Genomic DNA, 25,386 nt, shown 5'->3' on the forward strand with positions numbered 1-25,386 from the left:
GGCGGGAGGCGGGAGGCGAGACGCGGGAGGCGGGAGGCGGGAGGCGAGAGGCGTGGCTGAAGGCGCGCGGGCGTCGGCAGGCTCGCAGGCCCGCAGGCCCCAGGTCAGGCGAGGCCCGGAACAAATCCGGCTGGCAGCCGGAGGGCGCTTCCCCAGCGCGAGATTTGCTCTGCGTCCACTTACTGCGTTGCAGTAAAATGGCTGCAGTACCCTCTCCAGACGATGATGAACGCCGACCTCCACTGTCACTCCACCGTTTCCGACGGCCAGTTTGCGCCGGCCGATGTCGCGCGCCGTGCGCATGCGGGGGGCGTGACGTTGTGGGCGCTGACCGATCACGACGAACTCGGCGGCCAGCACGAGGCACGTCAAGCCGCCCTGGCACTCGGCATGGGTTATCTGAGCGGGGTCGAAATTTCGGTAACCTGGGCGGCGCGTACGGTGCACATCGTCGGGCTCGGCATTGACCCCACCAGTTCCGTGCTGATTGACGGGCTCGCGCGCACGCGCAACGGGCGCGCCGCGCGCGCGGAGGCAATCGGCGAGCAACTGGCCACGCTCGGCATTCCCGACGCCTACCAGGGTGCGCTCAAGTACGTGTCGAATCCGGACATGATTTCGCGCACGCATTTCGCGCGTTTCCTGGTCGAAAGCGGCTACGCCAGTTCCACGCAAGACGTGTTCAACCGCTATCTCGGCGACGGCAAGCCCGGCTATGTGCCCCACCGCTGGTCGAAGCTGGCGGACGCCGTCGGCTGGATCAAGGCTGCGGGAGGCGAGGCGATCATCGCCCATCCGGGACGTTACGCCTACTCGCCGACCGAGTTCGACGCCTTTTTTGCAGAGTTCATCGATCTGGGCGGCAAGGCGATTGAAGTTGTGACCGGCAGCCACACGCCGGACCAATACCGCGAGTACGCCGAGGTCGCGCGCCGTTTCGGCTTCGAGGCGTCGCGCGGGTCCGATTTCCACGCGCCGGGCGAGGGCCGTGTCGAGCTCGGCACGTTGCCGCCGCTTCCTTCCGATCTCAAGCCTGTCTGGGAACGCTGGCTGTGAGCGCCCGCCGTGCCTTCGCGGCACGCTGCGCGCGAGAGCCGGCAAATCGCCGTGCTCGCGCCTGACGCTCACGGTCCGCGAAGTCTTGCGTCGGACCGCGCCATCAAACGTTGTTTCTCCGTAGCCACCGTTGCCACCGTTAGCCGCCATGTCCCAATACTTCCGGCTTCATCCAGATAACCCGCAGCCGCGCCTCGTCAAACAGGCCGTGCAGATCATCAACGACGGCGGCGTGGTCGCACTGCCGACGGACTCGAGCTACGCGCTCGCGTGCCATCTCGACGACAAGGACGCGGTGGAGCGCCTGCGCCGCATCCGCGGGCTCGACGAAAAGCAGCTGCTGTCGCTGCTCGTGCGCGATCTGTCCGAACTCGCGAACTTCGCGATGGTGGATAACCGCCAGTACCGGCTCATCAAGTCGGTGACGCCGGGGCCGTATGTTTTCGTGCTGCAGGCGACCAAGGAAGTGCCGCGGCGCCTCTCGCACCCGTCGCGCAAGACAATCGGCCTGCGCGTGCCGGACCATGCAATCACGCTTGCGATTCTCGGCGAACTCGGCCAGCCGCTGCTCGGCTCGACGCTGATTCTCCCGGGCGAAACGGCGCCGCTCAACGATCCAGAGGAAATCCGCGCCCGGCTCGAAAAACAGCTCGATCTCGTGATCGACGGCGGCGCCTGTGTGTGCGAGCCGTCCACGGTGATCGACCTGACCGGCGACGAGCCGGTTCTGGTGCGGGCAGGGCGCGGTTCTCTCGCGCCATTCGGTCTCGAAGAGACAGCATGAGCGAAAGCGGACAGACGCACGCAATCGCGTTGTTACAATAGCGAGTTATGGATTCTTCCCTGATACAAACCATCGCGGTATACGCGTTGCCGGTGATCTTCGCCATCACGCTGCACGAGGCCGCGCATGGTTACGTCGCGCGCTGGCTCGGCGACAACACGGCTTATGTGCTCGGCCGCGTTTCCATCAATCCGATGCGGCACATCGACCCGCTCGGCACGATCGCAATTCCCTTGCTGCTGTACTTCGCCACGAGCGGCGCGTTCATGTTCGGCTACGCGAAGCCGGTGCCGGTCGCCTTCGGCAATCTGCGCAATCCGCGCTGGGGCAGCCTGTGGGTCGCGGCAGCGGGTCCTGCCTGCAACTTCGTGCAGGCGCTCATCTGGGGCCTGTTCGGCGTGGCGCTGGCGGTCATGGCCGTCGACGAACCGTTTTTCACGCGTATGGCGGCCGCAGGTGTCGGCGTGAATCTCGTGCTCGGCGTGCTCAATCTGTTTCCGTTGCCGCCGCTCGACGGCGGCCGCGTGCTGATGGCGCTGTTGCCGCCGCGCCAGGCCATTACGCTGTCGCGCCTCGAACCGTATGGCTTTTTCATCGTCATGGCGCTGGTCATGACCGGCACGCTGACCCGCTACTGGTTAAGCCCGCTCGTCACACTCGGTTACGGCGCAATCACCGCAATTCTGACTCCACTTGTTTCGCTTTTCTAAATAACCATGTTCCCAGACCGTATCTTCTCCGGCATGCGGCCCACCGGGTCGCTGCACCTCGGCCACTATCACGGCGTGCTGAAAAACTGGGTGCGGCTGCAGTCCGAATACCCGTGCTTCTTCGCTGTCGTCGACTGGCACGCGCTCACCACGCACTACGAAACGCCCGAGGTTATCGAGAAAAACGTCTGGGAGGTGCTGATCGACTGGCTCGCCTCGGGCATCGATCCGGCGCAGGCCACGCTTTTCATCCAGAGCCGCGTGCCCGAGCACGCGGAGCTGTCGCTGCTGCTCGGCATGAGCACGCCGCTTGGCTGGCTCGAACGCGTGCCGACCTACAAGGAGCAGATGGAGAAGCTGAAGGAGAAAGATCTGTCCACTTACGGCTTTCTCGGCTATCCGGTGCTGATGGCGGCGGACATTCTGCTGTATCGCGCGTCGCTCGTGCCGGTCGGCGAAGACCAGGTGCCGCACGTCGAAATGACGCGTGAAATCGCGCGCCGTTTCAACTACCTGTACGGCCGCGAGCCGGGTTTCGAGGAAAAGGCGAACGAAGCCGCGAAAAAGCTCGGCGGCAAGCGCGCGAAGCTGTATCACGAGCTGCGCAACGCCTATCAGCAGGAAGGCGACGACGAAGCCCTCGAGCAGGCGCGCGCGATGTTGCAGGAATCGCAGAGCCTGTCGATGAGCGACCGCGAGCGTCTGTTCGGCTACCTCGAAGGCTCGCGCAAGATCATTCTGGTCGAGCCGCAGGTCATGCTGACGGAAGCCTCGCGCATGCCGGGTCTGGACGGCCAGAAGATGTCGAAGTCGTACGGCAACACGATTGGCCTGCGCGAAGACGCCGAGACAATCACGAAGAAGGTGCGCACCATGCCGACCGATCCGGCACGCGTGCGCCGCACGGATCCGGGCGATCCGGACAAGTGCCCGGTATGGCAACTGCACCAGGTCTATACGGACGAAACCACGCACGAGTGGGTGCAGAAGGGTTGCCGGTCGGCCGGCATTGGCTGCCTCGAATGCAAGCAGCCGGTGATCGAAGGCATTCTGCGCGAGCAGCAGCCGATGCTGGAGCGCGCGCAGAAGTACATGGACGATCCGTCGCTGTTGCGCGCGATCGTCGCCGACGGCTGCGACAAGGCGCGCCGCTTCGCTACGGAAACGATGCGTGACGTGCGCGAGGCGATGGGCCTGTCGTACAACTGAAGGGCCGCGCCGACGTCATGAGCATTCCCGCCGTAGCCGTGCATGGATTGGGGGAGCCGTCGCGCTGGGTGCGCCATTGGGCGCATCTCATCGCGGCGGGCGGCGCGGTGCTCGACGTCGCGTCCGGAGCGGGGCGGCATGCGCGGTTTTTTGCGTCGCTGGGCCATCCGGTGACGGCGATCGACCGCGACGCCGCCGCGCTAAACACGCTCGCCGACGAACCGCTCGTCACGCCCGTCGTTGCCGACATCGAGAACGCTCCGTGGCCGTTGCCCGCGGACGCGAAGTTTGCCGCGGTCGTCGTCACCAATTATCTGCACCGGCCGCTTTTTGCGCGGCTGATCGAATCGCTCGCGCCCGGCGGCGTACTGGTTTACGAGACGTTCGCGCAAGGAAACGAAACGGTGGGCAAGCCCTCTAATCCCGCGTTCCTGCTCGCGCCCGGCGAACTGCTGGAGCTCGTGCGCGGCCGCTTGCGGGTGGTCGCGTTTCAGGACGGTTTTCTCGCGCAGCCACGCCCGGCCTATGTCCAGCGCATCTGTGCAATTCTGGAGCGGGACCGCTCAGACGACCCCGTGCAGGCGGCGCCCCCGCCTTGTTACGAGTTGGCTGGCTAATCCGCTACAATCGCGGTTTACCTGATCAAATTCATGGCTTTTCATGACTAACGGCACTCAAGCAGGCACCCAGAGCGGCAACGGCAGCGTTCAGATTCGCGGCAGCATTCCTGCCATCATCACCCCGATGCTTGAAGACGGCAGCCTCGATTTGCCGGCATTCCGCAAACTGATCGACTGGCATGTCGCCGAGGGCACGAATGCGCTCGTGGTGGTCGGCACGAGCGGCGAGTCGGCTACGCTGTCCGTCGAGGAACACGTGCTGATGGTCAAGACCGCGGTCGAGCACACGGCGGGCCGGATTCCGGTGATCGCGGGCTCGGGCGGCAATTCCACGACGGAAGCTATCGAGCTCACGCGCCAGGCGAAAGAAGTCGGCGCAGACGCCACATTGCAGGTCGTGCCGTACTACAACAAGCCGACGCAGGAAGGCATCTATCGCCATTTCGTGAAGATCGCCGAAACGGTCGATCTGCCGGTGATCCTGTACAACGTGCCCGGCCGCACCGTCGCGGACATGAGCAACGAGACCATTCTGCGTTGCGCGCAGGTACCGGGCATCATCGGCGTGAAGGAGGCGACCGGCAACATCGACCGCGCCGCGCATCTGATCAAGTCGGCGCCGGCGCACTTCGGCATTTACAGCGGCGACGATCCCACCGCGATCGCATTGATGCTGCTGGGCGGCCACGGCAATATCTCGGTGACGGCAAACGTCGCGCCGCGTCTCATGAGCGAGCTGTGCAAGGCCGCGCTGGCGGCGGACGCAAAGACCGCGCGCGAGATTCATCTGAAGCTCTTGTCGCTGCATAAGAACCTGTTCATCGAATCCAACCCGATTCCGGCGAAATGGGCGCTGCAGCAGTTGGGTCGTGTGCAGGGCGGCATCCGCCTGCCGCTCACGCCGCTCGACGCGCAATACCACGAAGTGGTGCGCGGCGCGCTGCGCGAAGCGGGCCTGCTCGGCTAGGCGGGCAGCCGCCGCACCCGTCAGCGCTCGCTCAGCCACCGGCATTCCCTTAACCGACGTCGATCCAGCCCACGTTCCCGGCACACAGAACCAGGCACCGCGTTCCAGCATCACGAAGGACCTCATGAAACGTTCCGCACTTTCCCTCCACGCAACCCGCATGGCGGCGCTGACGCTTGCCCTGGTGACGCTCGCCGGCTGTGACACGCTGAACGACTGGTTCGCTTCCGATCGCGTGAATTACAAGGCCGCGGGCAGTGCGCCGCCGCTCGCCATTCCTGGCGACCTGAACACCACAGCAACCGATCAGCGCTACGTCGCACCGCCGGCCAATCTGGCGCTCGGCGGCGCGACCAAGCGCGCGGTGACAGCGGCCGGCAATTCGACCGAAGGTCAGCCGACGGCGCAAGACCCGTACGGCATGCACATCGAGCGCGACGGCGACCGCCGCTGGCTGGTGGTCGACGGCCGCTCGCCGGAACAGCTGTGGCCGCAACTGCAAGAGTTCTGGCAGGAAAACGGCTTCGCGCTGAAAACCGACGCACCGGCTACCGGCATCATGGTGACCGACTGGGCTGAAAACCGCGCCAATATTCCGGACGACTGGTTCCGCCGCACCGTGGGCAAAGTGATCGACTTCGCTTATTCGTCGGGTACGCGTGACAGTTTCCGTACGCTCGTGTCGCGCGGTCCTTCCGACACCACGGATATTTCCGTCACACACAGCGCAATGGAAGAAGTGCTGACCGGGCAGGACAAGACGTCGTCGCGTTGGGAAGAGCGTCCGCGCGACCCGGCACTGGAAGCACTGTTCCTCACCAAGCTGATGCAGAAATTCGGCCTGACCGAAAAACAGTCGAAGCAGTTGCTGACGGAAGCGCGCCCGGCCGCCGCGCCGGCCACGCTCGACAAGACCGCGGGCGCATCCACGCTCGATCTGCAGGAATCGTTCGACCGCGCGTGGCTGCGTGTGGGTCTTGCGCTCGACCGCACCAACTTCACCGTCGATAACCGCGACCGTGAGAAGGGCATTTACTACGTGCGCTATGCGGATTCGATGCAGGAACTGAAGAAGGAAGGCCTGCTCGGCAAGCTGTTCTACGGCGGCAATTCCGCGAAAAAGCCGGGTCAGGAGTTTCTCGTCAACGTGCGTTCGAAGGGCGATGCCTTGACGCAAGTTGCGGTGCTGGACGCGAACGGGCAGATCGACAATTCGTCCGACGCGCAGCGCATCGTGACGCTCCTGCACGCGCAACTGAACTGATCGGGCTGTGCGGTTCGCAAGTCTTGGCAGCGGCAGTGAAGGCAATGCGTTGCTGGTGGAAGCGCAAAGCGGCGCGACCACCACGCGCGTGCTGCTCGATTGCGGTTTTTCTGCAAAGGAAGTCGAGCGGCGTCTGAACCGGCTCGGCTCGAGCGCTGAAGGCCTTGACGCAATCCTGATCACGCACGAACACAGCGACCACATTGGCAGCGCGCTGACCTTGGCGCGCAAGTGGTCGATTCCGCTGTACATGAGCTGGGGCACCGCCCGCGCGGTCGGTGCGGACGAAGCCGACGTCGATCTGCAAGTGCTGTGGGGCGACGAAGCGGTGGCAATCGGCGACCTCAGCGTTCTTCCTTACACGGTTCCTCACGACGCCCGGGAGCCGCTGCAATATGTGTTCTCGAATGGCGCGAGGCGCCTTGGCGTGCTGACGGACGTCGGCACGTCGACACCGCATATCAGCGCTGTGTTGAGCGGTTGCGACGCGCTGGTGCTTGAATGCAATCACGACGTGCGCATGCTGGCCGGCAGCCGTTATCCACAGTCACTGAAGGCGCGCATCGGCGGGAATCATGGGCATTTGAACAACGACGCGGCGGCCGAAATTCTCGCCTCGCTTGACCGTTCGCGTCTGCGACATCTGGTCGCCGCGCATCTGAGCCAGCAGAATAATCTGCCTGAACTCGCGCAGGCCGCTATGGCCGGCGTGTTGGGCGCCGCGCCGACTGAGGTGGTGGTTGCCTCGCAGGCGGAAGGGTTCGAGTGGCTGAGCCTTTGAGCGCTGGCGCGACTGCTCTACTGTCGCCAGAAACGGCGACGCAGCGGGGATCAAAAAAAGCCCATAACGAGTAAATCGTTATGGGCTTTTTTACGAGGCCGGCGCATTGAGTGCCGCGGCCCCGGTTCGATGCATGACGCTTAGTTGCGGTTGCCGCCGAAAATGCCGAGCAGCGCCAGCAGGTTCACGAACACGTTGTACAGGTCGAGATAGATGGCGAGTGCGGCGGTGATGTAGTTGGTCTCGCCGCCGTTCACCACGCGCTGAACGTCGAACAGCATATACGCCGAGAAGATCACAATGGCCATGACGGACACCGTGAGCATCAGCGCCGGCAGATGCAGGAACACGTTCGCGACGGAGGCCAGCAGCAGCACGATCACGCCCATGAACAGCCACTTGCCGAGACCGGAGAAGTCGCGCTTGCTGACAGTCGCAATGGTGGCCATGGAGGCGAAGATCACACCAGTGCCACCAAAGGCGAGCATGATGAGCGACGGGCCGTTGGAGAAACCCAGCACGAAGCCCAGAATGCGCGACAGCATGAGGCCCATGAAGAACGTGAAGCCAAGCAGCACGAACACGCCGGCCGAGCTGTTCTTGGTTTTTTCGATCGCGAACATGAAGCCGAAGGCGATCGCGAAAAACGCCAGCAGGCTCATGGCGGGACTGGTGGCGGCGAAGAGCGAAAACCCGGTGGCGAGCCCGACCCACGCGCCGAGCACTGTCGGAATCATGGACAGCGCAAGCAGCCAGTAGGTGTTGCGTAGCACGCGGTTACGCGTTTCGACCGTGCTGACCGCGCCAGTGCGGCCAAAGCTATACGGATGATCGTTCATGGTCTCTCCTTACGTCAGAACCGTGTTGCGTGATGTTGTCAGCGGTTTGTCCAGCATTGTTGCCGCGTGCCGCGCCGGAAGCTCTCGCCGCCGCCACGGACCACCCGTTCCTAAGATTAGCGCGACGCCGGGGAGTTTCAATGCCACCGATGCGACAAAAGTGCGTGGAAAACTGCGCCGAAGCGCCCACACGGCCTACGCTACCAGTATTCAGAAACTCCTGCTTGGAGTCTTTCAGTGCCGTAAGGGTTCAATCGCAATCATAACTGGAACATGCTACAATAGCGGATTCATTTGAATCTGTAACCTCTTAATTTTTTGGAGTTTTTATGGCGATCGAACGCACCCTGTCCATTATCAAGCCGGACGCAGTGGCCAAGAACGTGATCGGCCAGATCTACAGCCGTTTCGAAAACGCCGGCCTGAAGATCGTGGCTTCGCGCATGGTCCACCTGTCGCGCGCCGACGCTGAGAAGTTCTACGCCGTGCATGCTGCGCGTCCGTTCTTCAAGGACCTGGTCGAATTCATGATCTCCGGCCCGGTGGTCGTGCAAGTGCTGGAAGGCGAAAACGCCATCCTGAAGCACCGCGATCTGATGGGCGCAACGGACCCGAAGAAGGCCGAAAAGGGCACGATTCGTGCGGACTTCGCCGACAGCATCGACGCTAACGCGGTGCACGGTTCGGACGCCGCTGAAACGGCTGCGGTTGAAATCGCGTTTTTCTTCCCGCAAGTGAACGTGTATTCGCGCTAATGCTGGTTATCCCGGCGGCGGGTGCAGCGAAGCGGGTTTATTCACACCAATGCGCACCAATCGCCGGGCAAAGTAGTAAGGTAAAAGCAGCAGGGATGGGCGCGAACGGTTTTGCGGTCATGCAGCTTGTTGCATGAACCCAGTCTCGCACTGAAATGGCAGGATTCGATATGACGAGCAGTTCCACCGTCAACCTTCTCGACCTCGACGCCCAAGGGCTCGTCGCCTATTGCGACAGCCTGGGCGAGAAGCCGTTTCGCGCCAGGCAATTGCAGCGCTGGATCCATCAGTACAACGCTGCAGACTTCGACGGCATGACCGACCTCGCGAAGTCCTTGCGCGAAAAGCTGAAGGGGCGCGCCACGATCTCCATGCCGGGCGTCGTCAGCGACCATATTTCCACCGACGGCACACGCAAGTGGCTGATCGACGTCGGCAACAGCAACGCGGTCGAAACCGTTTTCATCCCCGAAGAAACGCGCGGCACGCTGTGCGTGTCGTCGCAGGCGGGGTGCGCGGTGAACTGCCGTTTCTGCTCGACCGGCAAGCAGGGTTTCTCGCGCAATCTCACAACCGGTGAAATCATCGGCCAGTTGCGCATGGCCGAATTCGCGTTGCGTGCGTCGCTCGGGTCGGCCGGCGGCCGTGCCACGGGCGGTGAAGGCAAGGGCGAGCGCGTCGTCACGAACGTCGTAATGATGGGCATGGGCGAGCCGCTTCTGAACTACGACGCGGTCGTGCCCGCCATGCGCCTCATGCTCGACGACAACGCCTATGGCCTGTCGCGCCGGCGCGTCACGTTGTCGACTTCGGGCGTCGTGCCCATGATGGACCGGCTCGGCGCCGATCTGCCGGTTGCGCTGGCTGTTTCGCTGCATGCGCCGAGCGATCCGTTGCGCGACATGCTGGTGCCGCTCAACAAGAAATATCCGCTGCGCGAATTGATGGCCGCTTGCCAGCGCTATCTGAAAGTCGCGCCGCGGGATTTCATTACATTCGAATATTGCATGCTCGACGGCGTGAACGACAGCGAGGCGCAAGCGCGCGAACTGCTCGCCCTCACGCGCGACGTGCCGTGCAAGTTCAATCTGATTCCGTTCAATCCGTTCCCGGAGTCGGGCCTCGTACGCTCGAAGCCGGAACAGATCAAGCGGTTCGCGCAGGTGCTGGTGGACGCGGGCGTCGTCACCACGGTGCGTAAAACACGCGGCGATGATATCGACGCTGCCTGCGGTCAGTTGGCCGGTGCGGTGAAAGACCGCACGCGCCTCGCTGAGCGCAGCGGGAAGGCAGCGAAGGTCATCGAGGTTCGCGCCGTGTAGTAGGAGGGGCGTGAGTTGCAGGGCATTCCGCGCTATGCACCGGAAAATGCTCAAAAGCGCTTTGCGTCCCGGCAATTGAAAAGAAAGTTTGCAGAATCGATCGGAAGCGGCACAAGAGGCCGCGCATTTTGTTATAAACGGTCTGCGATTCGGACATGAGGTTTGGACCGGTCCGGTCGCACAAGTGAAAAAGAATCGACGCGAAAGGGATTTGGGATGAGTGAGCCGCAGCACCCGCAGCCGCAGGACACAGACACGAACGAAGGCCGCTCCGCATCTGTCGCGCGGGCGGTGGTGCAGCCTGTGGGGCAGCCGGGCCTGGACTCGCTGGCAGCGGTTGGCGCGCGCTTGACGCAACTGCGCGAATCGAAGGGCTGGTCGATCGAAGACGTCTCGGCCCGGCTCAAGGTGGCGCCCGGCAAATTGCGCGCACTCGAAGCCGGCGACATCAGCCATTTGCCGGACACTACGTTCGCACTCGGCGTGGTGCGCAGCTACGCCAAGATGCTCGGCGCAGATCCCGCGCCGTTTACCCAGGCTCTGCGCCGCGAGAAGGGCGTGCCCGCGCCGGATCTGTCGATGCCGGCCTCGTCCGGTAAAGATTTGCCGCGCGGCCGCGTGTCGCTGTCGCTCGGCGGGGGCGCGCAAAAAAGCCGCTCGTGGTTGTGGGGCGTGGCGGCGGTCATCGTCGCGGTCATCGCGCTTGCCATGTGGCACACGAACGGTGGCGATTCGACGGCGTGGCTCTCGCGCCTGAAGGCGAGCGCGAACGGCGGCGCGGGTGGCGTTACCGGCGCATCGGGGGCCGTCGGTGCGGTCGGGCAGGGCCCGGCGGCCGGGTCCGAGGCTGCCGCCCAGGAGGTGGCATCCGCGCCCGAGACGGAGGCTGCGGCACCGGGCGCAGCGTCGGCTACACCGATGCCCGCACCGCTCACCGCCGGCACGGCGCCCGCTTCCGCGCCGCCTGTCACGGCGACGCCCGCGGCGCCCGTCGCGAGCGCGCCGGCTGCGGTCGCCGCAGCGTCGGCCACGGCGCCACCTGCCGGTTCGGCAATCGTCGCGCTACGCGTGACGAAAGACAGCTGGTTCAGCGTGCGCGGCAAGGACGGCAAGGAAGTGTTCTCCGGCCTCGTGCGTGCAGGTGATACGAAAGAAGTAACGGGCGAAGCGCCCTTCAAGGTGACGGTCGGCAACAAGGCGGGTCTCGAGTCGATCACGCTCGACGGCGCACCGGTCGATCCATCGAAATATGCGGGGGCGAAAGGCAACGTGGCGCGTTTTGCGTTGCCTTGATACAGACGGTGTGCGCCGCGGCCAACCGGACTGCGGCGCTTTTTCAATTCAGGCGCTGCATTTTTGCGGCGCGTGCGGCGTAAATGGGTCTTTCGATGCAATCCGAAGCTCAATCCCAATCGAGTAGCAAGATCGTCTCAAACGAGCCGGTGTTCGGCGGCCAGGCTCCCCGGCGCAGGTCTCATGCGGTGGATGTGCGGTGGGGCGGCCAGCTCGTCACGATCGGCGGCGACGCGCCCGTGCGCGTGCAGTCGATGACGAACACGGACACCGCCGACGCGATCGGCACCGCTATCCAGATCAAGGAACTGGCTCAAGCCGGTTCGGAACTGGTGCGCATCACGGTGAATACGCCTGAAGCGGCCGCGGCTGTGCCGGCGGTGCGCGATCAACTCGACCGCATGGGCGTGTCGGTACCGCTCGTCGGCGATTTTCATTACAACGGCCACCTGCTGCTGCGCGACTATCCGGCATGCGCGGAGGCGTTGTCGAAGTACCGGATCAATCCGGGCAACGTCGGGCACGGCGCGAAGCGTGACACGCAATTCGCGCAGATGATCGAAGCCGCCGTGAAGTACGACAAGCCGGTGCGCATCGGCGTGAACTGGGGCAGTCTCGACCAGGACCTGCTCGCGAAGATGATGGACGAAAACGCCGCGCGTTCCACGCCGTGGGAAGCGCAAAGCGTCATGTACGAAGCGCTGATCCAGTCGGCGATCGGCTCGGCGGAGCGTGCAGTCGAGCTGGGTCTCGCGCGCAACAAGATCATCCTGTCGTGCAAGGTGAGCGGCGTGCAGGATCTGATCGCCGTGTACCGCGAACTCGCGCGCCGTTGTGAATTCGCGCTGCATCTCGGCCTGACCGAAGCGGGCATGGGCTCGAAGGGTATCGTCGCGTCAACGGCTGCGTTGTCGGTGCTGTTGCAGCAGGGCATCGGCGACACGATCCGCATTTCGCTCACTCCCGAGCCCGGCGCGCCGCGTACCGGCGAGGTGATCGTCGGCCAGGAAATCCTGCAGACCATGGGCCTGCGCTCGTTCACGCCTATGGTGATCGCGTGCCCCGGCTGCGGCCGCACCACCAGCACGTTGTTCCAGGAACTCGCGTCGCAAATTCAGACGTATCTGCGCACGCAGATGCCGGTGTGGCGGGATCAGTATCCTGGCGTCGAAAAAATGCATGTCGCAGTCATGGGTTGCATCGTCAACGGCCCGGGCGAGTCGAAGCAGGCGAACATCGGCATCAGCCTGCCGGGCTCCGGCGAGAATCCGGCCGCGCCGGTGTTTATCGACGGCGAAAAGGTGAAGACGCTGCGCGGCGAGAACATTGCGCAAGAATTCCAGCAAATCGTGAGTGACTACGTCGAGCGCCGCTACGGCCGCGCCGAGGCGCTCAATTAAACATCGGCTATTCATTGAGATGACTGAACAGAAGAAAAAGCTCGAAAAGCTGTCGGGCGTGAAGGGCATGAACGACATCCTTCCGCAGGACGCCGGGCTGTGGGACTTTTTCGAGACCACCGTCAAGTCGATGCTGCGTTCGTACGGATACCAGAATATTCGTACGCCGATCGTCGAACATACGCAGCTGTTTACGCGCGGTATCGGCGAAGTGACCGACATCGTCGAGAAGGAGATGTACAGCTTTACCGACGCGCTGAACGGTGAAAATCTGACCATGCGCCCGGAAAATACGGCAGCGGTGGTGCGCGCAGCGATCGAGCACAACATGCTTTACGACGGCCCGAAGCGTCTGTGGTACATCGGCCCGATGTTCCGTCACGAGCGCCCGCAACGCGGCCGTTATCGCCAGTTCCATCAGGTGGGCGTGGAAGCGCTCGGCTTTGCCGGTCCTGACGCCGACGCCGAAATCATCATGATGTGCCAGCGCCTGTGGGACGACCTCGGGCTTACGGGCATCAAACTCGAAATCAATTCGCTGGGTCTGGCGGAAGAACGCGCCGCGCATCGCGTGGAACTGATCGCGTACCTCGAAAAGCACATGGACGTGCTCGACGAAGATGCGAAGCGCCGTCTCTACACGAACCCGCTGCGCGTGCTCGATACGAAGAATCCGGCACTGCAGGAAGTCGCGCAGAATGCGCCGAAGCTGATCGACTTCCTCGGCGAGGAATCGCGCGCGCATTTCGAAGGTTTGCAGCGCATTCTGAAGGCGAACAACATTCCGTTCACGATCAATCCGCGTCTCGTGCGCGGTCTCGATTACTACAATCTGACCGTGTTCGAATGGGTGACGGACAAGCTCGGCGCGCAGGGCACCGTAGCCGCGGGCGGCCGTTACGATCCGCTGATCGAGCAGCTCGGCGGAAAAGCCACAGCGGCGTGCGGCTGGGCCATGGGCATCGAGCGGATTCTTGAGCTGCTGAAGGAAGAGCAGCTCGTGCCGGAAGACGAAGGTTGCGACGTTTATGTGGTCCACCAGGGCGACGCGGCGCGCGAGCAGGCCTTCATCATTGCCGAGCGGCTGCGCGACACGGGCCTCGACGTGATCCTGCATTGCAGCGCGGACGGTCAATCGGCAAGTTTCAAATCGCAGATGAAGCGCGCCGACGCAAGTGGCGCCGCGTTCGCGGTTGTGCTCGGCGAAGACGAGATTGCGAACGGCACGGTGGGCGTCAAGCCGCTGCGAGATACAACTGCTAACGGCGGTAAAAGCGAGCAACACAACGTGCCCGCCGAAGACTTGACCGAATTTCTAATCAATGCGATGGTTGCAACCGCCGAAGACGGCGACGACTGATCGCGATGTCGTCGGGCCGGTTCTTTGCCGATCAGGCTCGACACACACCCGTAGTAAGAAAGAGGAAATCGCCGGGCAATGAGTTACCACGACGAACAAGAATCGATTGAAGGTCTGAAGGCTTGGTGGGCGCAGTGGGGTAATGCAACCACATGGATCGTGCTGGTGGTGCTGGTCGCCGCAGCTGGCTGGAACGGCTGGAATTTCTGGCAGCGGCGTCAGGCGGCGGAAGCGGCGGTGCTGTACGACCAGGTGCAGCAGGCAGTGGCATCGGGCGATAAGGCGAAGATCACGCGCGTCGCCGCAGACATGGAAGACAAGTTCAGCCGCACCGCGTACGCGCAAATGACCGCGCTTGGCGCCGCGAAGGCGCTCTACGGTGCCGGCGACGAAGCCGGCGCCAAAGCCCAGTTGCAATGGGCCATCGATCATGCGAAGGACGAGGAGTTCAAGCAGGTTGCCAAGCTGCGCCTCGCTTCGCTGCTCCTCGACGAAAAGGCCTACGACCAGGGCCTCGCACTGCTCGCAGAGCCGCAGTCCGAGGCGTTCAAGGGCATCGTGGCAAACGGCCGCGGCGATCTGCTCGCCGCTCAAGGCAAGCGTGACGACGCGCGCGCGGCCTACAAGCTCGCGCTCGATTCGCTGCCGAAGACCGACAGTTCGGCGCGTCAGCTGATCCAGTTCAAGCTCGACGCACTGGGCGGCTAAACGCCGCGTGCAATGGCCAACCGGCCTTTCTTTAACCAATTTCCTGAATGCTTCGTCCACCGATGAATCTGCTGAAACGATACGCTGTGCCCGTTGTCTGTGCGATGACCGTCCTCGCTCTCGCGGCATGCTCATCCACGAAAGACGAGCGCCGCGTGCCGACGCCGCTCACCGAATTCAAGCCCGTGCTGGACGTGCAGCAAGCCTGGAAGACGAGCGTCGGCAAGGCAGGCCGTTATCTGTTCTCGCCAGTCGCGGTCGGCGACGCCGTGTACGCGGCCGGCGCGAACGGTTCGGTTGCGAAGATCGACGCGCAAACCGGCAAGGACATCTGGCGAGTCAAGCTGCACGACGACATCTCCGCGGGCGTTGGCAGCGACGGCACGTTGACGGCGGTCGGCGGCCTGAAGGGCGACGTCTACGTGCTCGGCGCGGACGGCAAACAACTGTGGACGGCCAAGGCGCCTGGCGAAATCATCTCGCCGCCGCTCGTCGGCAACGGCCTCGTGGTCGTGCGTACGGTGGACGGCCAGATCGTCGCGTTCAATGCGCAAACCGGCGAGCAGAAGTGGAACTACCGCAACCGCGCGGTGCCGCTCAATCTGCGCGTGTCGTCGGGCATGACGTTCGCGGGCGACGCGGCCGTGCTGGCAGGCTTCCCCGGCGGTGCATTCTCGGCCATCAATCTGCAGACCGGCGAGGCTTACTGGCAAACGCCGGTGTCCTACCCGAAGGGCGTGACGGAAGTGGAGCGCATCAACGACGTGACCGGGCCGCCCACGCTGGTCGGATCGGAAACCTGCGCGGTGACCTTCCAGGGCCAGCTTGGCTGTTTCGATGCGAACTCGGGCCGCGCGCTGTGGGAAAAGGCGTTTTCGAGCGCGAGCGGTCTCGCGCAGGACGACCGCGCGGTAGTGGCGGCAGACGACTGGTCGGTCGTGTCGGCGTTCGACGTCAACACCGGCGCGCCGCTCTGGAAGAACGACAAGCTCAAGAACCGCGAATTGGGCGTGCCGTTCATCCTCGGTCATGCGGCGGTGCTGGGCGACTATCAGGGCTACGTGCACTTCCTGTCGCGCGAGGACGGAACGCTGGTCGCACGTGTGAAGACCGACGGCAGCGCGATTACCGCAGCACCGGTGCTGGCCGGCGAGACGCTTGTCGTGCAAACGCGCGACGGCGACCTGTACGGCTATCGTCCGCGCTAAATCGCGTGGCAGCGCCGTCGAGCGTGCAGGCCGGCTTTGCCGGCCGCGCGTTTTTTTGACGGCGCGCCGCCATAGCACCGCGCTGCGACGTGCAGCGGAGTCTGCAGTGAGCCCAGTGAGCGCAGGGAGCGCCGCACAGTAGGCAAATGAATTTCAACGGACTGGCTGGTCCGGCGAGATCGACAGAAAGCGGCCGATAACAGCGATCGACAGGAGCGGCGGACACACACCACGTACCTGAGCGGTACCGGCAAGCGGTCAACATAAACGGCCTGTGCGGCCCTGGCCCTGACCGTTGCTTGCGGTGCGTCGCATTGAATTGCACTGCGCCGCAAAGCGCGCAGCGTAACTGGCGCGCGAGCCGCCGCGCAGCAAGACGTAACCAGGGCAGCCCGATGGCGCTGCGCATACAGCCAAACCCCGTCCGCCTCGGCGCGCATCTGGACAGCGCATCCGGGGCTGGCCGAATTCGTGATAATTTTCGTCAAACGCTGCCGTGTAGCGGCGCAATGGCGTCGCCATGCGGTCGGTCGGTTCCGATCCGCGTTTCACCGTGAACAACATCTGATGAAACCCGTTATTGCCCTCGTCGGGCGCCCCAATGTGGGGAAATCCACGCTCTTCAACCGTCTCACGCGTTCGCGTGACGCGCTCGTTGCCGACCTGCCGGGTCTCACCCGTGATCGCCACTACGGCGAAGGACGCACCGGCGAGCGGCCCTACCTCGTTGTCGACACCGGCGGTTTCGAGCCGGTTGCGAAAGACGGCATCCTGCACGAGATGGCGCGCCAGACGCGTCAGGCCGTGGAGGAGTCGGACATCGTCGTGTTCATCGTCGACGGCCGCAATGGTCTCGCGCCGCAAGACAAGTCGATTGCCGATTATCTGCGCAAGACTGGCCGGCCGATCTTCCTCGTCGTCAACAAGGCCGAGGGGATGAAGTACAGCACGGTCGCCGCCGACTTCTACGAACTCGGTCTGGGCGACCCGCGCGCCATTTCCGCGGCGCACGGCGACGGCGTGACGGAAATGATCAACGAGGCGCTTGGCGTCGCGTACGCGGGCCAGCCGGAAGAGAGCGACGAGGACAAGGAAGCGCGCGGCGTGAAGATCGCGATCGTCGGCCGCCCGAATGTCGGCAAGTCGACGCTGATCAACGCGCTCGTCGGCGAAGAACGGGTGATCGCGTTCGATATGCCGGGCACCACGCGCGATTCGATCTACGTCGACTTCGAGCGGCAGGGCAAGCCGTACACGCTGATCGACACGGCTGGCCTGCGCCGCCGCGGCAAGGTGTTCGAGGCAATCGAAAAGTTCTCGGTGGTGAAAACGCTGCAGTCGATTTCGGACGCCAATGTCGTGATTCTGCTGCTCGACGCGCGCCAGGATATCTCGGAGCAGGACGCGCATATAGCCGGCTTCGTGGTGGAACAGGGCCGCGCGCTGGTGGTGGGCGTGAACAAATGGGACGGGCTCGATTCGCATGTGCGCGAGCGCACGAAAGCGGATCTGGAACGCAAACTAAAATTTCTCGACTTCGCCAAGTTCCATTTCATTTCCGCTGCGGAAAAGACTGGCATTGGCCCGCTGATGCGCTCTGTCGACGACGCCTACACGGCCGCGATGTCGAAGCTGCCCACGCCGAAGCTCACGCGCGCGCTGATCGAGGCCGTGGAGTTCCAGCAGCCGCGTCGCCGCGGTCCGGTGCGGCCGAAGTTGCGTTACGCGCACCAGGGCGGACAGAACCCGCCGATCATCGTGATTCACGGCAATGCGCTCGACGCGATCACCGAAACGTACAAACGCTACCTTGAAAACCGCTTCCGTGAAACTTTCAAGCTGACCGGGACTCCATTGCGAATAGAGTTCAGATCGTCGACGAACCCTTACGCGGACAAAGGCTGAACCCAGGCTGAAACCCGCGTGTGCGTTGGGTTTGGCCGCTTCGGCAGGGGCCCCGCGCGAAAACGAAAATCGGCTATAGTGTAGCGGTTGACGGCGGATATCTTTTTCTTCTGTCGTCAATTCAGTCAACCTGCAAAAAAATACGGAGTTTGCTATGAGCAACAAAGGGCAATTGTTACAAGACCCGTTTTTGAACGCACTGCGTAAAGAGCATGTGCCGGTGTCGATCTACCTGGTCAACGGCATCAAGCTTCAAGGGAACATCGAATCGTTCGACCAGTACGTCGTGTTGCTCCGGAATACAGTCACCCAGATGGTCTACAAGCACGCAATCTCGACTGTCGTGCCAGCCCGTCCGGTGAATTTCCACCCGGATTCCGAACAGTCCTAACCCCGTCGCGGCCGGCGTAGCGTCGCCCGTTGGCGATCTTTTCCGGCCGCCTCATTTTGATACCCTCCAATTTGATCAATGCAGCGCTTGTCGGCATCGACTTCGGTAAGATCGATTTCGAAGCCAGTCTTGAAGAACTCAGTCTGCTCGCGCAAAGCGCGGGCGCGAATCCTCTAGTCACCCTCACCGGGCGCCGGGCAAGCCCCGACGCGAAGATGTTCGTCGGCAGCGGCAAGGCCGAAGAACTGCGGCTCGCGTGTGAGGCGAACGACATCGAACTCGTCATTTTCAACCACGCTCTTGCGCCTGCCCAGCAGCGCAATCTGGAGCAAGCGCTTAATCGGCGCGTGGTCGACCGCACGAGTCTCATCCTCGATATTTTTGCGCAACGCGCCCGCAGCCACGAAGGCAAGCTGCAGGTGGAACTCGCGCAACTGCAGTATCTGTCCACGCGGCTAATCCGCGCATGGACGCACCTCGAGCGTCAGAAGGGCGGTATCGGTCTACGCGGTCCCGGCGAAACGCAGCTTGAAACCGACCGCCGGCTGATCGGCGAGCGCATCAAGGCGCTCAAATCGCGCCTCGACAAGCTGCGCCGTCAGCACGGCACGCAGCGCCGCCAGCGCTCGCGCAATCAGACCATGTCGGTGTCGCTCGTCGGCTATACGAACGCGGGCAAGTCCACACTCTTCAATGCTTTGACCAAGGCGCAGGCGTACGCGGCCAATCAGCTCTTCGCCACGCTGGACACCACTTCGCGGCGCGTTTATCTCGGCGACGAAGCGGGGCAGGTAGTCGTGTCCGACACGGTCGGCTTCATTCGCGAATTGCCTCACCAACTGGTTGCGGCGTTTCGCGCCACGCTCGAAGAAACCATTCACGCCGATCTGCTGCTGCATGTCGTGGATGCGTCGAGCGCCGTGCGGCTCGACCAGATCGATCAGGTGAACGAGGTATTGCACGCAATCGGTGCAGACACGATCCGGCAGGTGCTCGTGTTCAACAAGATCGACGCGGTGCCCGAGCTGGCGGCCCGCGGCGAAGCGGTCGAGCGCGACGAGTATGGTAATATTTCGCGCGTCTTTTTGAGCGCGCGCACGGGGCAAGGGCTGGATACATTGCGCGCTGCCATCGCTGAGATCGCTACTGCCGAACCTCTTCCCGACACGCTGCTGGAAGCTTCGGAAGAAAACCGGTCGGCAGCTCCACGCGAGCACCGCAAGGTTCCAGAACTCGGGCACTGACCCGTTCCGATTGCACTGACCCGCACTGACCCGCTGTCTACTCTGGTGAACGAACACAGGTGAACGATTACAACGAGCGGAGTATCTGGCTGCGCATGCGCGCCATGCTTTCACTGAACGATCCGCGCTGGGGCCGTGGCGACGGCAATGGCGAGCGCCAGCGACCGGTCGAGCCGAAGCGCCCGCAAGCCAAGGAAGGTGAAGGTCCGCCCGATCTCGACGAGATGTGGCGGGATTTCAACCGTCGTTTGAGCCGGATGTTCGGACGCAAGGGCGGTGGCGTCGGCGGTGGGCGGCCGGACAACGGCCGCGGCGCGCGCATCGGCGTGGGCATCGTGATCGGTGTGCTCATCGCCATCTATCTCGGCAGCGGCGTGTTCGTCGTGCAGGACGGCCAGGCCGGCGTCGTGATGCAGTTCGGCAAATATCGCTACACGGCGGGCCACGGTGTGCACTGGCGCTTGCCGTATCCGTTCGAAACACACGAGCTTGTCAATATCGGCCAGGTCCGCCAGGTGGAAATCGGCCGCAACAACGTGGTGCGTCTGGCGAATGTGAAGGACGCGTCCATGCTTACGCACGACGCGGACATCGTCGACGTGCGTTTTGCTGTGCAGTACCAGATACGCAAGCCGACCGATTATCTGTTCCGCAGCGTCGATCCCGATCAAAGCGTGATGCAGGCCGCCCAGGCGGCAGTGCGCGGCATCGTCGGTACGCGTAGCGCGCAAGAGATTCTTGATCAGGATCGCGAAGCAATCCGGCAGCAGTTGCTCGCGGCCATCCAGAAATCGCTCGATCAGTTTCAGTCCGGCCTCGTCGTCACCGGCGTGACCATCCAGACTGTGCAGGTGCCCGACCAGGTGCAGGCCGCGTTCGGCGAGGCCGCCAAGGTGCGGCAGGAGAACGAGCGTGCGAAGCGCGACGCGCAGGCCTACGCCGCGGACCTGCTGCCACGCGCGCAAGCAGACGCGGCGCGTCAGATCGACGACGCGAAAAAGTACAGCGACAGGACGGTCGCTCAGGCACAAGGCGACGCGGATCGCTTCAAGGAAGTGTATGCACAGTACTCGAAGGCGCCTGCTGTGATTCGCGAGCGCATGTATCTGGAAACCATGCAGCAGATCTATTCGAATACGACCAAGGTGTTTGTGGACAACCGGGGCGGCAACAACGTGCTGTATCTGCCGCTCGACAAGCTTGTCGAGCAAACCCGTCAACGCGTGGCAGATGCCGCGGCGGCAGCCACGGCGGCATCCGGCGCGGCTGCATCCGGCGCAGCGCAGGCAGCGAATTCCGGTGCCGCGGCGGGATCGTCCACTGCCGCTCCGGGCGCAGCTTCCGGGTCCGCCGCAGCCGCCACGCCCGCGAGCCGCGCGGCGGCCAGCAGCGATCCGCTGCGTTCGCGCGAGTCCTTCCGCAGCCGTATGCGCGAAGACGACGTTCAATAAGGAGCGCACAACATGAACAAGATCATTGCGCTCGTCATTGCGGTTGTCATCGTGCTGTTCGCCGCTTCGTCGATGGTGTTCGTGGTCGACCAGCGCCACATGGCGGTGCTGTCGTCCCATGGCGACGCGGCGCCGGCCCTGCTCGGGCCGGGGCTGCACGTGAAGCTGCCGCCGCCGTTGCAAACCGTGACGCTCGTCGATAACCGCATCCAGTCGCTCGACGCGCCCGACGAAGACCGCTACGTCACCGCCGACAAGACCGACCTGCTCGCGAACCCGGTCGTCAAATACCGCGTGACCGATCCGCTGAAGCTGCTCGCCGAAACGAAGGGCGACGTGCAGAGCCTTCCGGAGCGTCTCGCGCTCGTGGCGCGCGGCGCGCTAGGCGACGCGTTCGGCAAATACACGCTGTCGGATGCGCTCGCCAAACAGCAGGCGCTTGCCGACGAGGCGCGCGGTGCGATGGACAAAAGCGTGGCGTCGCTCGGCGTGACAGTGGTGGACGTGCAGTTGACGCGGGTCGACTTCCCGGCCTCGATGGCGGACTCGGTCTACAAGCGGATGATCGCGGAACGCGAGCAGATCGCCGCCGACGAACGCGCGAAGGGCGCCGCCGAGGCGGACAAAATCAAGGCAGACGCCGTCGCGCAACAGCAGGCCATTCTTGCGGACGGCTACCGTGAGGCGCAAACCATCAAGGGCGAAGGCGATGCGCAGGCAGCCCAGATCGCCGCGCAAGCGTACGGCAGCGATCCAGAGTTCTATCAGTTTTATCAAAGCATGCAGGCATACCGGAACACCTTCAAGCCAGGCGACGTGATCGTGGTCGATCCGAGCAGCGAGTTCTTCCGCTTCATGCGTAGTCCGACCGGTGGCGCAGCCCCGGACGCTTCCGCGGCCCCGCGCAAACACCAATAACCGGGAACGCCGCGGCATTCGCATCGCGGCCCCTTCTTTCGCATGGATATAGTCGGCTCGTTACTGCTCGCGATCGCGTTGATGCTGATTATCGAGGGGATGTTCCCATTCGTTTTTCCGAGCGCCTGGCGCGACACGTTCCGTAGAATAGCGGAGCGGCCCGCGCATCAGATTCGCGTGGGCGGCCTCATCGTGATGCTGCTCGGACTGGTTCTGCTGTTTTTCGTGACCTGACGCAGAGGGCCGAAGCCGCACGATGCGGCGCGAGACTTCGGGCGTGAGCAAGGCCGCCGTGTTTCCGCGTCAGGTGCCGTTTGTTTCGACAGGCACTGCCAGATGTGTGGCGATGCGCGTGTGCTCTTGCGCTGTCGTCGTCGCCGTCGGCGGAATCAAGCCCTGGCCCGCCATTCACATTCATTACCGGCGCATTCTGCCGCCGTGTTCAACGTCGTAGGACTGTATCGATGTCGACCTGGTTACTTCCCGAGAACATTGCCGACGTGCTGCCGTCGGAGGCCCGCAAGATCGAAGAATTGCGGCGTCGTCTGCTGGACCGTTTCCGCTCGTACGGCTACGAGATGGTCATGCCGCCGCTGCTCGAGTACATCGAGTCGCTGCTGACGAGCGGCGGGCAGGATCTGAGTCTGCGTACGTTCAAGCTGGTAGACCAGTTGTCCGGACGCACGCTCGGGCTGCGCGCGGACATTACGCCGCAGGTCGCGCGTATCGACGCGCACTTGCTGAACCGCCAGGGCGTCACGCGTCTTTGCTACGCCGGCAATGTCGCGCACACGCGGCCGCGAGGTCTGCATGCCACGCGCGAGCAGATTCAGATCGGCGCGGAAATCTACGGTCATGCCGGTCTCGAAGCCGACCTGGAAATCCAGCAACTGATGCTCGATGCGCTGCATCTCGCGGGGCTTGGCAAGGTGCGCCTCGACCTGTGTCACGCGGGCGTGCTCGCGGCGTTGATCGAAGCGGAGCCGGCGGCGGCGGAGCTCGGGCAATCGCTTTACGACGCGCTGGCAGGCAAGGACGTGCCGCGGCTCGTCGACCTGACCGCGAATCTCACGGCTGTCACGCGCGATGCGCTGCGCGCACTTCCTTCGCTTTACGGCGACGCCTCGGTGCTCGAAGAAGCGCGCGCGCGTCTGCCGAATGCGCCCGCCATCGCGCGCGCGCTTGACGACCTCGGGTTCCTCGCGAGCCAGGTGGAAAGCGCGGAAGTGATGATCGACCTCGCCGATCTGCGCGGCTACGCGTATCACAGCGGCGTGATGTTCTCCGCATATGTGGACGGCGTGCCGAACGCGGTTGCGCGCGGCGGCCGTTATGACCACGTCGGGCAGTTCTATGGCCGCGCGCGGGCGGCAACCGGCTTTTCGCTGGATCTTCGCGAAGTGGCGCGCATCTCGCCGGTCGAGGCGCGCAGCAGCGCGATTCTCGCGCCGTGGCAACACGACGACGCGCTGCGCGTGAGCGTGGCTGCATTGCGCGACGCCGGCGAAGTCGTGATCCAGGCGCTGCCCGGTCACGAACACGACGTAGATGAATTCGCGTTCGACCGCGTGTTGGTCGAGCGCAACGGCGCATGGACCGTCGAACCGCGCGCGTAAGCGCGTCACGATAGAGCCGCCCCTGGGCTTTTCCGCGGGCGCATCAGGAGGCGCCCGCACTTGTCGTGCATACGCCTCCATGGGTCGCCGGCTATGGCGCGGCGACCGGCCAGCGCGGGCCGCGCTTCTTTCGCAATACCCACCATAACGTGCATGCCGTTGAGCGGAAACGGAAAAATTCCGGAAGCGTCCGCGAACATAGGTAAAATACGTTTTTAACCAGCTTACGAAACAACATGTCTGCCAGCGCAGTGAATGTGAACCCCGGGCGTAACGTCGTCGTCGTGGGAACCCAGTGGGGTGATGAAGGCAAGGGCAAGATCGTCGACTGGCTGACGGACCACGCTCAAGGCGTCGTTCGCTTCCAGGGCGGTCACAATGCCGGCCACACGCTTATCATCGGCGGCAAGAAAACCATCTTGCGTCTGATTCCGTCGGGCATCATGCATCCCGGCGTCGCGTGCTACATCGGCAATGGCGTCGTGTTGTCGCCGGAAGCGCTGTTCAAGGAAATCGGCGAGCTCGAAGCCGCGGGCGTCGACGTTCAGAAGCGCCTCTTCATTTCCGAAGCCACCACGCTCATCCTGCCGTATCACATCGCAATCGACCAGGGCCGCGAAGCGCGCCGTGGCGCGAGCAAGATCGGCACTACGGGCCGCGGCATCGGCCCGGCCTACGAGGACAAGGTGGCGCGCCGCGGCTTGCGTGTGCAAGACCTGTTCGAGCCGGCCACGTTCGCTGAACGTCTGCGCGAGAACCTCGACTACCACAACTTCGTGCTGACGCAGTACCTGGGCGTCGCCGCTGTCGACTTCCAGCAGACGCTCGACACGATGCTCGGCTATGCCGACCGTCTGAAGCCAATGGTCACCGACGTCTCGCGCCGTCTCTACGACGCGAATGCCGCCGGCAGCAACCTGCTGTTCGAAGGCGCGCAAGGCACGCTGCTCGACATCGACCACGGCACCTATCCGTTCGTCACGTCGAGCAACTGCGTGGCGGGCGCGGCAACGGCCGGCGCCGGTGTCGGTCCGCAAAAGCTCAACTACATTCTCGGCATCACCAAGGCGTATTGCACGCGCGTCGGTTCGGGCCCGTTCCCGAGCGAACTGTACGACGCGGACAATGCCGCGCGTCAGGAAGCCATCGGTCTGGAACTTGCCACAGTCGGCAAGGAGTTCGGTTCGGTCACCGGCCGTCCGCGCCGCACTGGCTGGCTCGACGTCGCCGCGCTGCGCCGCTCGATCCAGATCAACGGCGTCTCGGGCCTGTGCATGACGAAGCTGGACGTGCTGGACGGCCTCGACGAAGTGAAGCTGTGCGTCGGCTACACCGTCGACGGCAAGAACGTCGATCTGCTGCCGCGCGGCGCATCTGAAGTCGCGCGCTGTGAGCCGGTGTACGAAACCTTCGCGGGCTGGAAGGAAAGCACCGTGGGCATCAAGGAATGGGACAAGCTGCCGGCCAATGCGCGCGCGTATCTGTCGCGTGTCCAGGAAGTGGCGGGCATTCCGATCGACATGGTGTCCACTGGTCCGGATCGCGACGAGACCATTCTGCTTCGTCATCCGTTCAAGGCTTAAGC

24 protein-coding genes are annotated in these 25,386 nt (G+C 63.6%); 23 read left to right on the forward strand and 1 reads right to left on the reverse strand.

Annotation, left to right across the window (positions count from 1 at the left end; translation table 11 throughout):
* The first annotated feature begins 225 nt into the window (after positions 1 to 225).
* The 8 genes from A3AC_RS0119315 to A3AC_RS0119350 all read left to right on the forward strand — a co-directional run bounded on the left by A3AC_RS0119315 (position 226) and on the right by A3AC_RS0119350 (position 7,391).
* The gene (locus tag A3AC_RS0119315; protein WP_025600890.1) at positions 226 to 1,056 is read left to right on the forward strand and encodes a 3',5'-nucleoside bisphosphate phosphatase; all 831 of its coding nucleotides are present in this window, start codon (positions 226 to 228) and stop codon (positions 1,054 to 1,056) included.
* A 148-nt stretch (positions 1,057 to 1,204) separates the two neighbouring features.
* The gene (locus tag A3AC_RS0119320) at positions 1,205 to 1,840 is read left to right on the forward strand and encodes an L-threonylcarbamoyladenylate synthase (protein WP_025600891.1); all 636 of its coding nucleotides are present in this window, start codon (positions 1,205 to 1,207) and stop codon (positions 1,838 to 1,840) included.
* Positions 1,841 to 1,887: 47 nt separating this feature from the next.
* Entirely contained in the window at positions 1,888 to 2,550 is a 663-nt protein-coding gene (locus A3AC_RS0119325) for a site-2 protease family protein (RefSeq protein WP_025600892.1), read from the forward strand.
* Positions 2,551 to 2,556: 6 nt separating this feature from the next.
* Positions 2,557 to 3,759 (forward strand): tryptophan--tRNA ligase, encoded by a 1,203-nt coding sequence (locus tag A3AC_RS0119330; RefSeq protein ID WP_025600893.1) that lies wholly within the window; start codon positions 2,557 to 2,559, stop codon positions 3,757 to 3,759.
* Positions 3,760 to 3,776: 17 nt separating this feature from the next.
* Positions 3,777 to 4,376 carry a class I SAM-dependent methyltransferase gene (locus A3AC_RS0119335; RefSeq protein ID WP_025600894.1) on the forward strand — a complete coding sequence of 200 codons (600 nt, stop codon included), beginning with the start codon at positions 3,777 to 3,779 and terminating at the stop codon, positions 4,374 to 4,376.
* A 43-nt stretch (positions 4,377 to 4,419) separates the two neighbouring features.
* Entirely contained in the window at positions 4,420 to 5,346 is a 927-nt protein-coding gene (gene dapA, locus A3AC_RS0119340; protein ID WP_025600895.1) for a 4-hydroxy-tetrahydrodipicolinate synthase, read from the forward strand.
* Positions 5,347 to 5,470: 124 nt separating this feature from the next.
* Positions 5,471 to 6,610: an outer membrane protein assembly factor BamC gene (bamC, locus tag A3AC_RS0119345; protein ID WP_025600896.1), complete on the forward strand. Its 1,140-nt coding sequence runs from the start codon at positions 5,471 to 5,473 to the stop codon at positions 6,608 to 6,610.
* A gap of 7 nt (positions 6,611 to 6,617) precedes the next feature.
* Positions 6,618 to 7,391 (forward strand): MBL fold metallo-hydrolase, encoded by a 774-nt coding sequence (locus A3AC_RS0119350; protein ID WP_025600897.1) that lies wholly within the window; start codon positions 6,618 to 6,620, stop codon positions 7,389 to 7,391.
* A gap of 140 nt (positions 7,392 to 7,531) precedes the next feature.
* On the opposite strand, the gene A3AC_RS0119355 is transcribed toward A3AC_RS0119350, so the two are convergent.
* Positions 7,532 to 8,230: a Bax inhibitor-1/YccA family protein gene (locus A3AC_RS0119355; protein WP_006051305.1), complete on the reverse strand. Its 699-nt coding sequence runs from the start codon at positions 8,228 to 8,230 to the stop codon at positions 7,532 to 7,534.
* Positions 8,231 to 8,559: 329 nt separating this feature from the next.
* Between A3AC_RS0119355 and ndk the strand changes: the two genes are divergently transcribed.
* The 15 genes from ndk to A3AC_RS0119445 all read left to right on the forward strand — a co-directional run bounded on the left by ndk (position 8,560) and on the right by A3AC_RS0119445 (position 25,384).
* On the forward strand, positions 8,560 to 8,985 hold the full coding sequence (ndk, locus tag A3AC_RS0119360; protein ID WP_013338797.1) for a nucleoside-diphosphate kinase: 426 nt from the start codon (positions 8,560 to 8,562) through the stop codon (positions 8,983 to 8,985).
* 170 nt (positions 8,986 to 9,155) lie between these two features.
* Positions 9,156 to 10,307, forward strand: a complete 1,152-nt coding sequence (rlmN, locus tag A3AC_RS0119365) for a 23S rRNA (adenine(2503)-C(2))-methyltransferase RlmN (protein WP_025600898.1) — start codon at positions 9,156 to 9,158, stop codon at positions 10,305 to 10,307.
* A gap of 216 nt (positions 10,308 to 10,523) precedes the next feature.
* Positions 10,524 to 11,600, forward strand: a complete 1,077-nt coding sequence (locus A3AC_RS0119370) for a RodZ domain-containing protein (RefSeq protein WP_025600899.1) — start codon at positions 10,524 to 10,526, stop codon at positions 11,598 to 11,600.
* A gap of 83 nt (positions 11,601 to 11,683) precedes the next feature.
* Positions 11,684 to 13,000, forward strand: a complete 1,317-nt coding sequence (gene ispG / locus A3AC_RS0119375) for a flavodoxin-dependent (E)-4-hydroxy-3-methylbut-2-enyl-diphosphate synthase (protein WP_025600900.1) — start codon at positions 11,684 to 11,686, stop codon at positions 12,998 to 13,000.
* Positions 13,001 to 13,019: 19 nt separating this feature from the next.
* Positions 13,020 to 14,360: a histidine--tRNA ligase gene (gene hisS / locus A3AC_RS0119380; protein ID WP_025600901.1), complete on the forward strand. Its 1,341-nt coding sequence runs from the start codon at positions 13,020 to 13,022 to the stop codon at positions 14,358 to 14,360.
* A 78-nt stretch (positions 14,361 to 14,438) separates the two neighbouring features.
* Entirely contained in the window at positions 14,439 to 15,068 is a 630-nt protein-coding gene (locus A3AC_RS0119385) for a YfgM family protein (RefSeq protein ID WP_025600902.1), read from the forward strand.
* 62 nt (positions 15,069 to 15,130) lie between these two features.
* Complete coding sequence (bamB, locus tag A3AC_RS0119390; RefSeq protein ID WP_025600903.1) at positions 15,131 to 16,276, forward strand: outer membrane protein assembly factor BamB; 1,146 nt, start codon at positions 15,131 to 15,133, stop codon at positions 16,274 to 16,276.
* Between the two features lie 567 nt (positions 16,277 to 16,843).
* On the forward strand, positions 16,844 to 18,181 hold the full coding sequence (der, locus tag A3AC_RS0119400; protein ID WP_025600905.1) for a ribosome biogenesis GTPase Der: 1,338 nt from the start codon (positions 16,844 to 16,846) through the stop codon (positions 18,179 to 18,181).
* A 154-nt stretch (positions 18,182 to 18,335) separates the two neighbouring features.
* Positions 18,336 to 18,572 (forward strand): RNA chaperone Hfq, encoded by a 237-nt coding sequence (gene hfq, locus A3AC_RS0119405; RefSeq protein WP_006051315.1) that lies wholly within the window; start codon positions 18,336 to 18,338, stop codon positions 18,570 to 18,572.
* Between the two features lie 56 nt (positions 18,573 to 18,628).
* Entirely contained in the window at positions 18,629 to 19,816 is a 1,188-nt protein-coding gene (gene hflX / locus A3AC_RS0119410; RefSeq protein ID WP_198018014.1) for a GTPase HflX, read from the forward strand.
* A gap of 59 nt (positions 19,817 to 19,875) precedes the next feature.
* Positions 19,876 to 21,267, forward strand: coding sequence for an FtsH protease activity modulator HflK (hflK, locus tag A3AC_RS0119415; protein ID WP_025600907.1), 1,392 nt, complete (start codon positions 19,876 to 19,878; stop codon positions 21,265 to 21,267).
* A 12-nt stretch (positions 21,268 to 21,279) separates the two neighbouring features.
* Positions 21,280 to 22,185 (forward strand): protease modulator HflC, encoded by a 906-nt coding sequence (hflC, locus tag A3AC_RS0119420; protein WP_025600908.1) that lies wholly within the window; start codon positions 21,280 to 21,282, stop codon positions 22,183 to 22,185.
* Between the two features lie 42 nt (positions 22,186 to 22,227).
* Positions 22,228 to 22,419 (forward strand): DUF2065 domain-containing protein, encoded by a 192-nt coding sequence (locus A3AC_RS0119425; RefSeq protein ID WP_025600909.1) that lies wholly within the window; start codon positions 22,228 to 22,230, stop codon positions 22,417 to 22,419.
* A gap of 230 nt (positions 22,420 to 22,649) precedes the next feature.
* Positions 22,650 to 23,801, forward strand: coding sequence for an ATP phosphoribosyltransferase regulatory subunit (locus A3AC_RS0119435; RefSeq protein ID WP_025600911.1), 1,152 nt, complete (start codon positions 22,650 to 22,652; stop codon positions 23,799 to 23,801).
* A 236-nt stretch (positions 23,802 to 24,037) separates the two neighbouring features.
* Positions 24,038 to 25,384, forward strand: a complete 1,347-nt coding sequence (locus A3AC_RS0119445; protein ID WP_025600913.1) for an adenylosuccinate synthase — start codon at positions 24,038 to 24,040, stop codon at positions 25,382 to 25,384.
* Positions 25,385 to 25,386: the final 2 nt, after the last annotated feature.

Source organism: Burkholderia sp. WSM2230, assembly GCF_000472445.1.
Classification (GTDB): domain Bacteria; phylum Pseudomonadota; class Gammaproteobacteria; order Burkholderiales; family Burkholderiaceae; genus Paraburkholderia.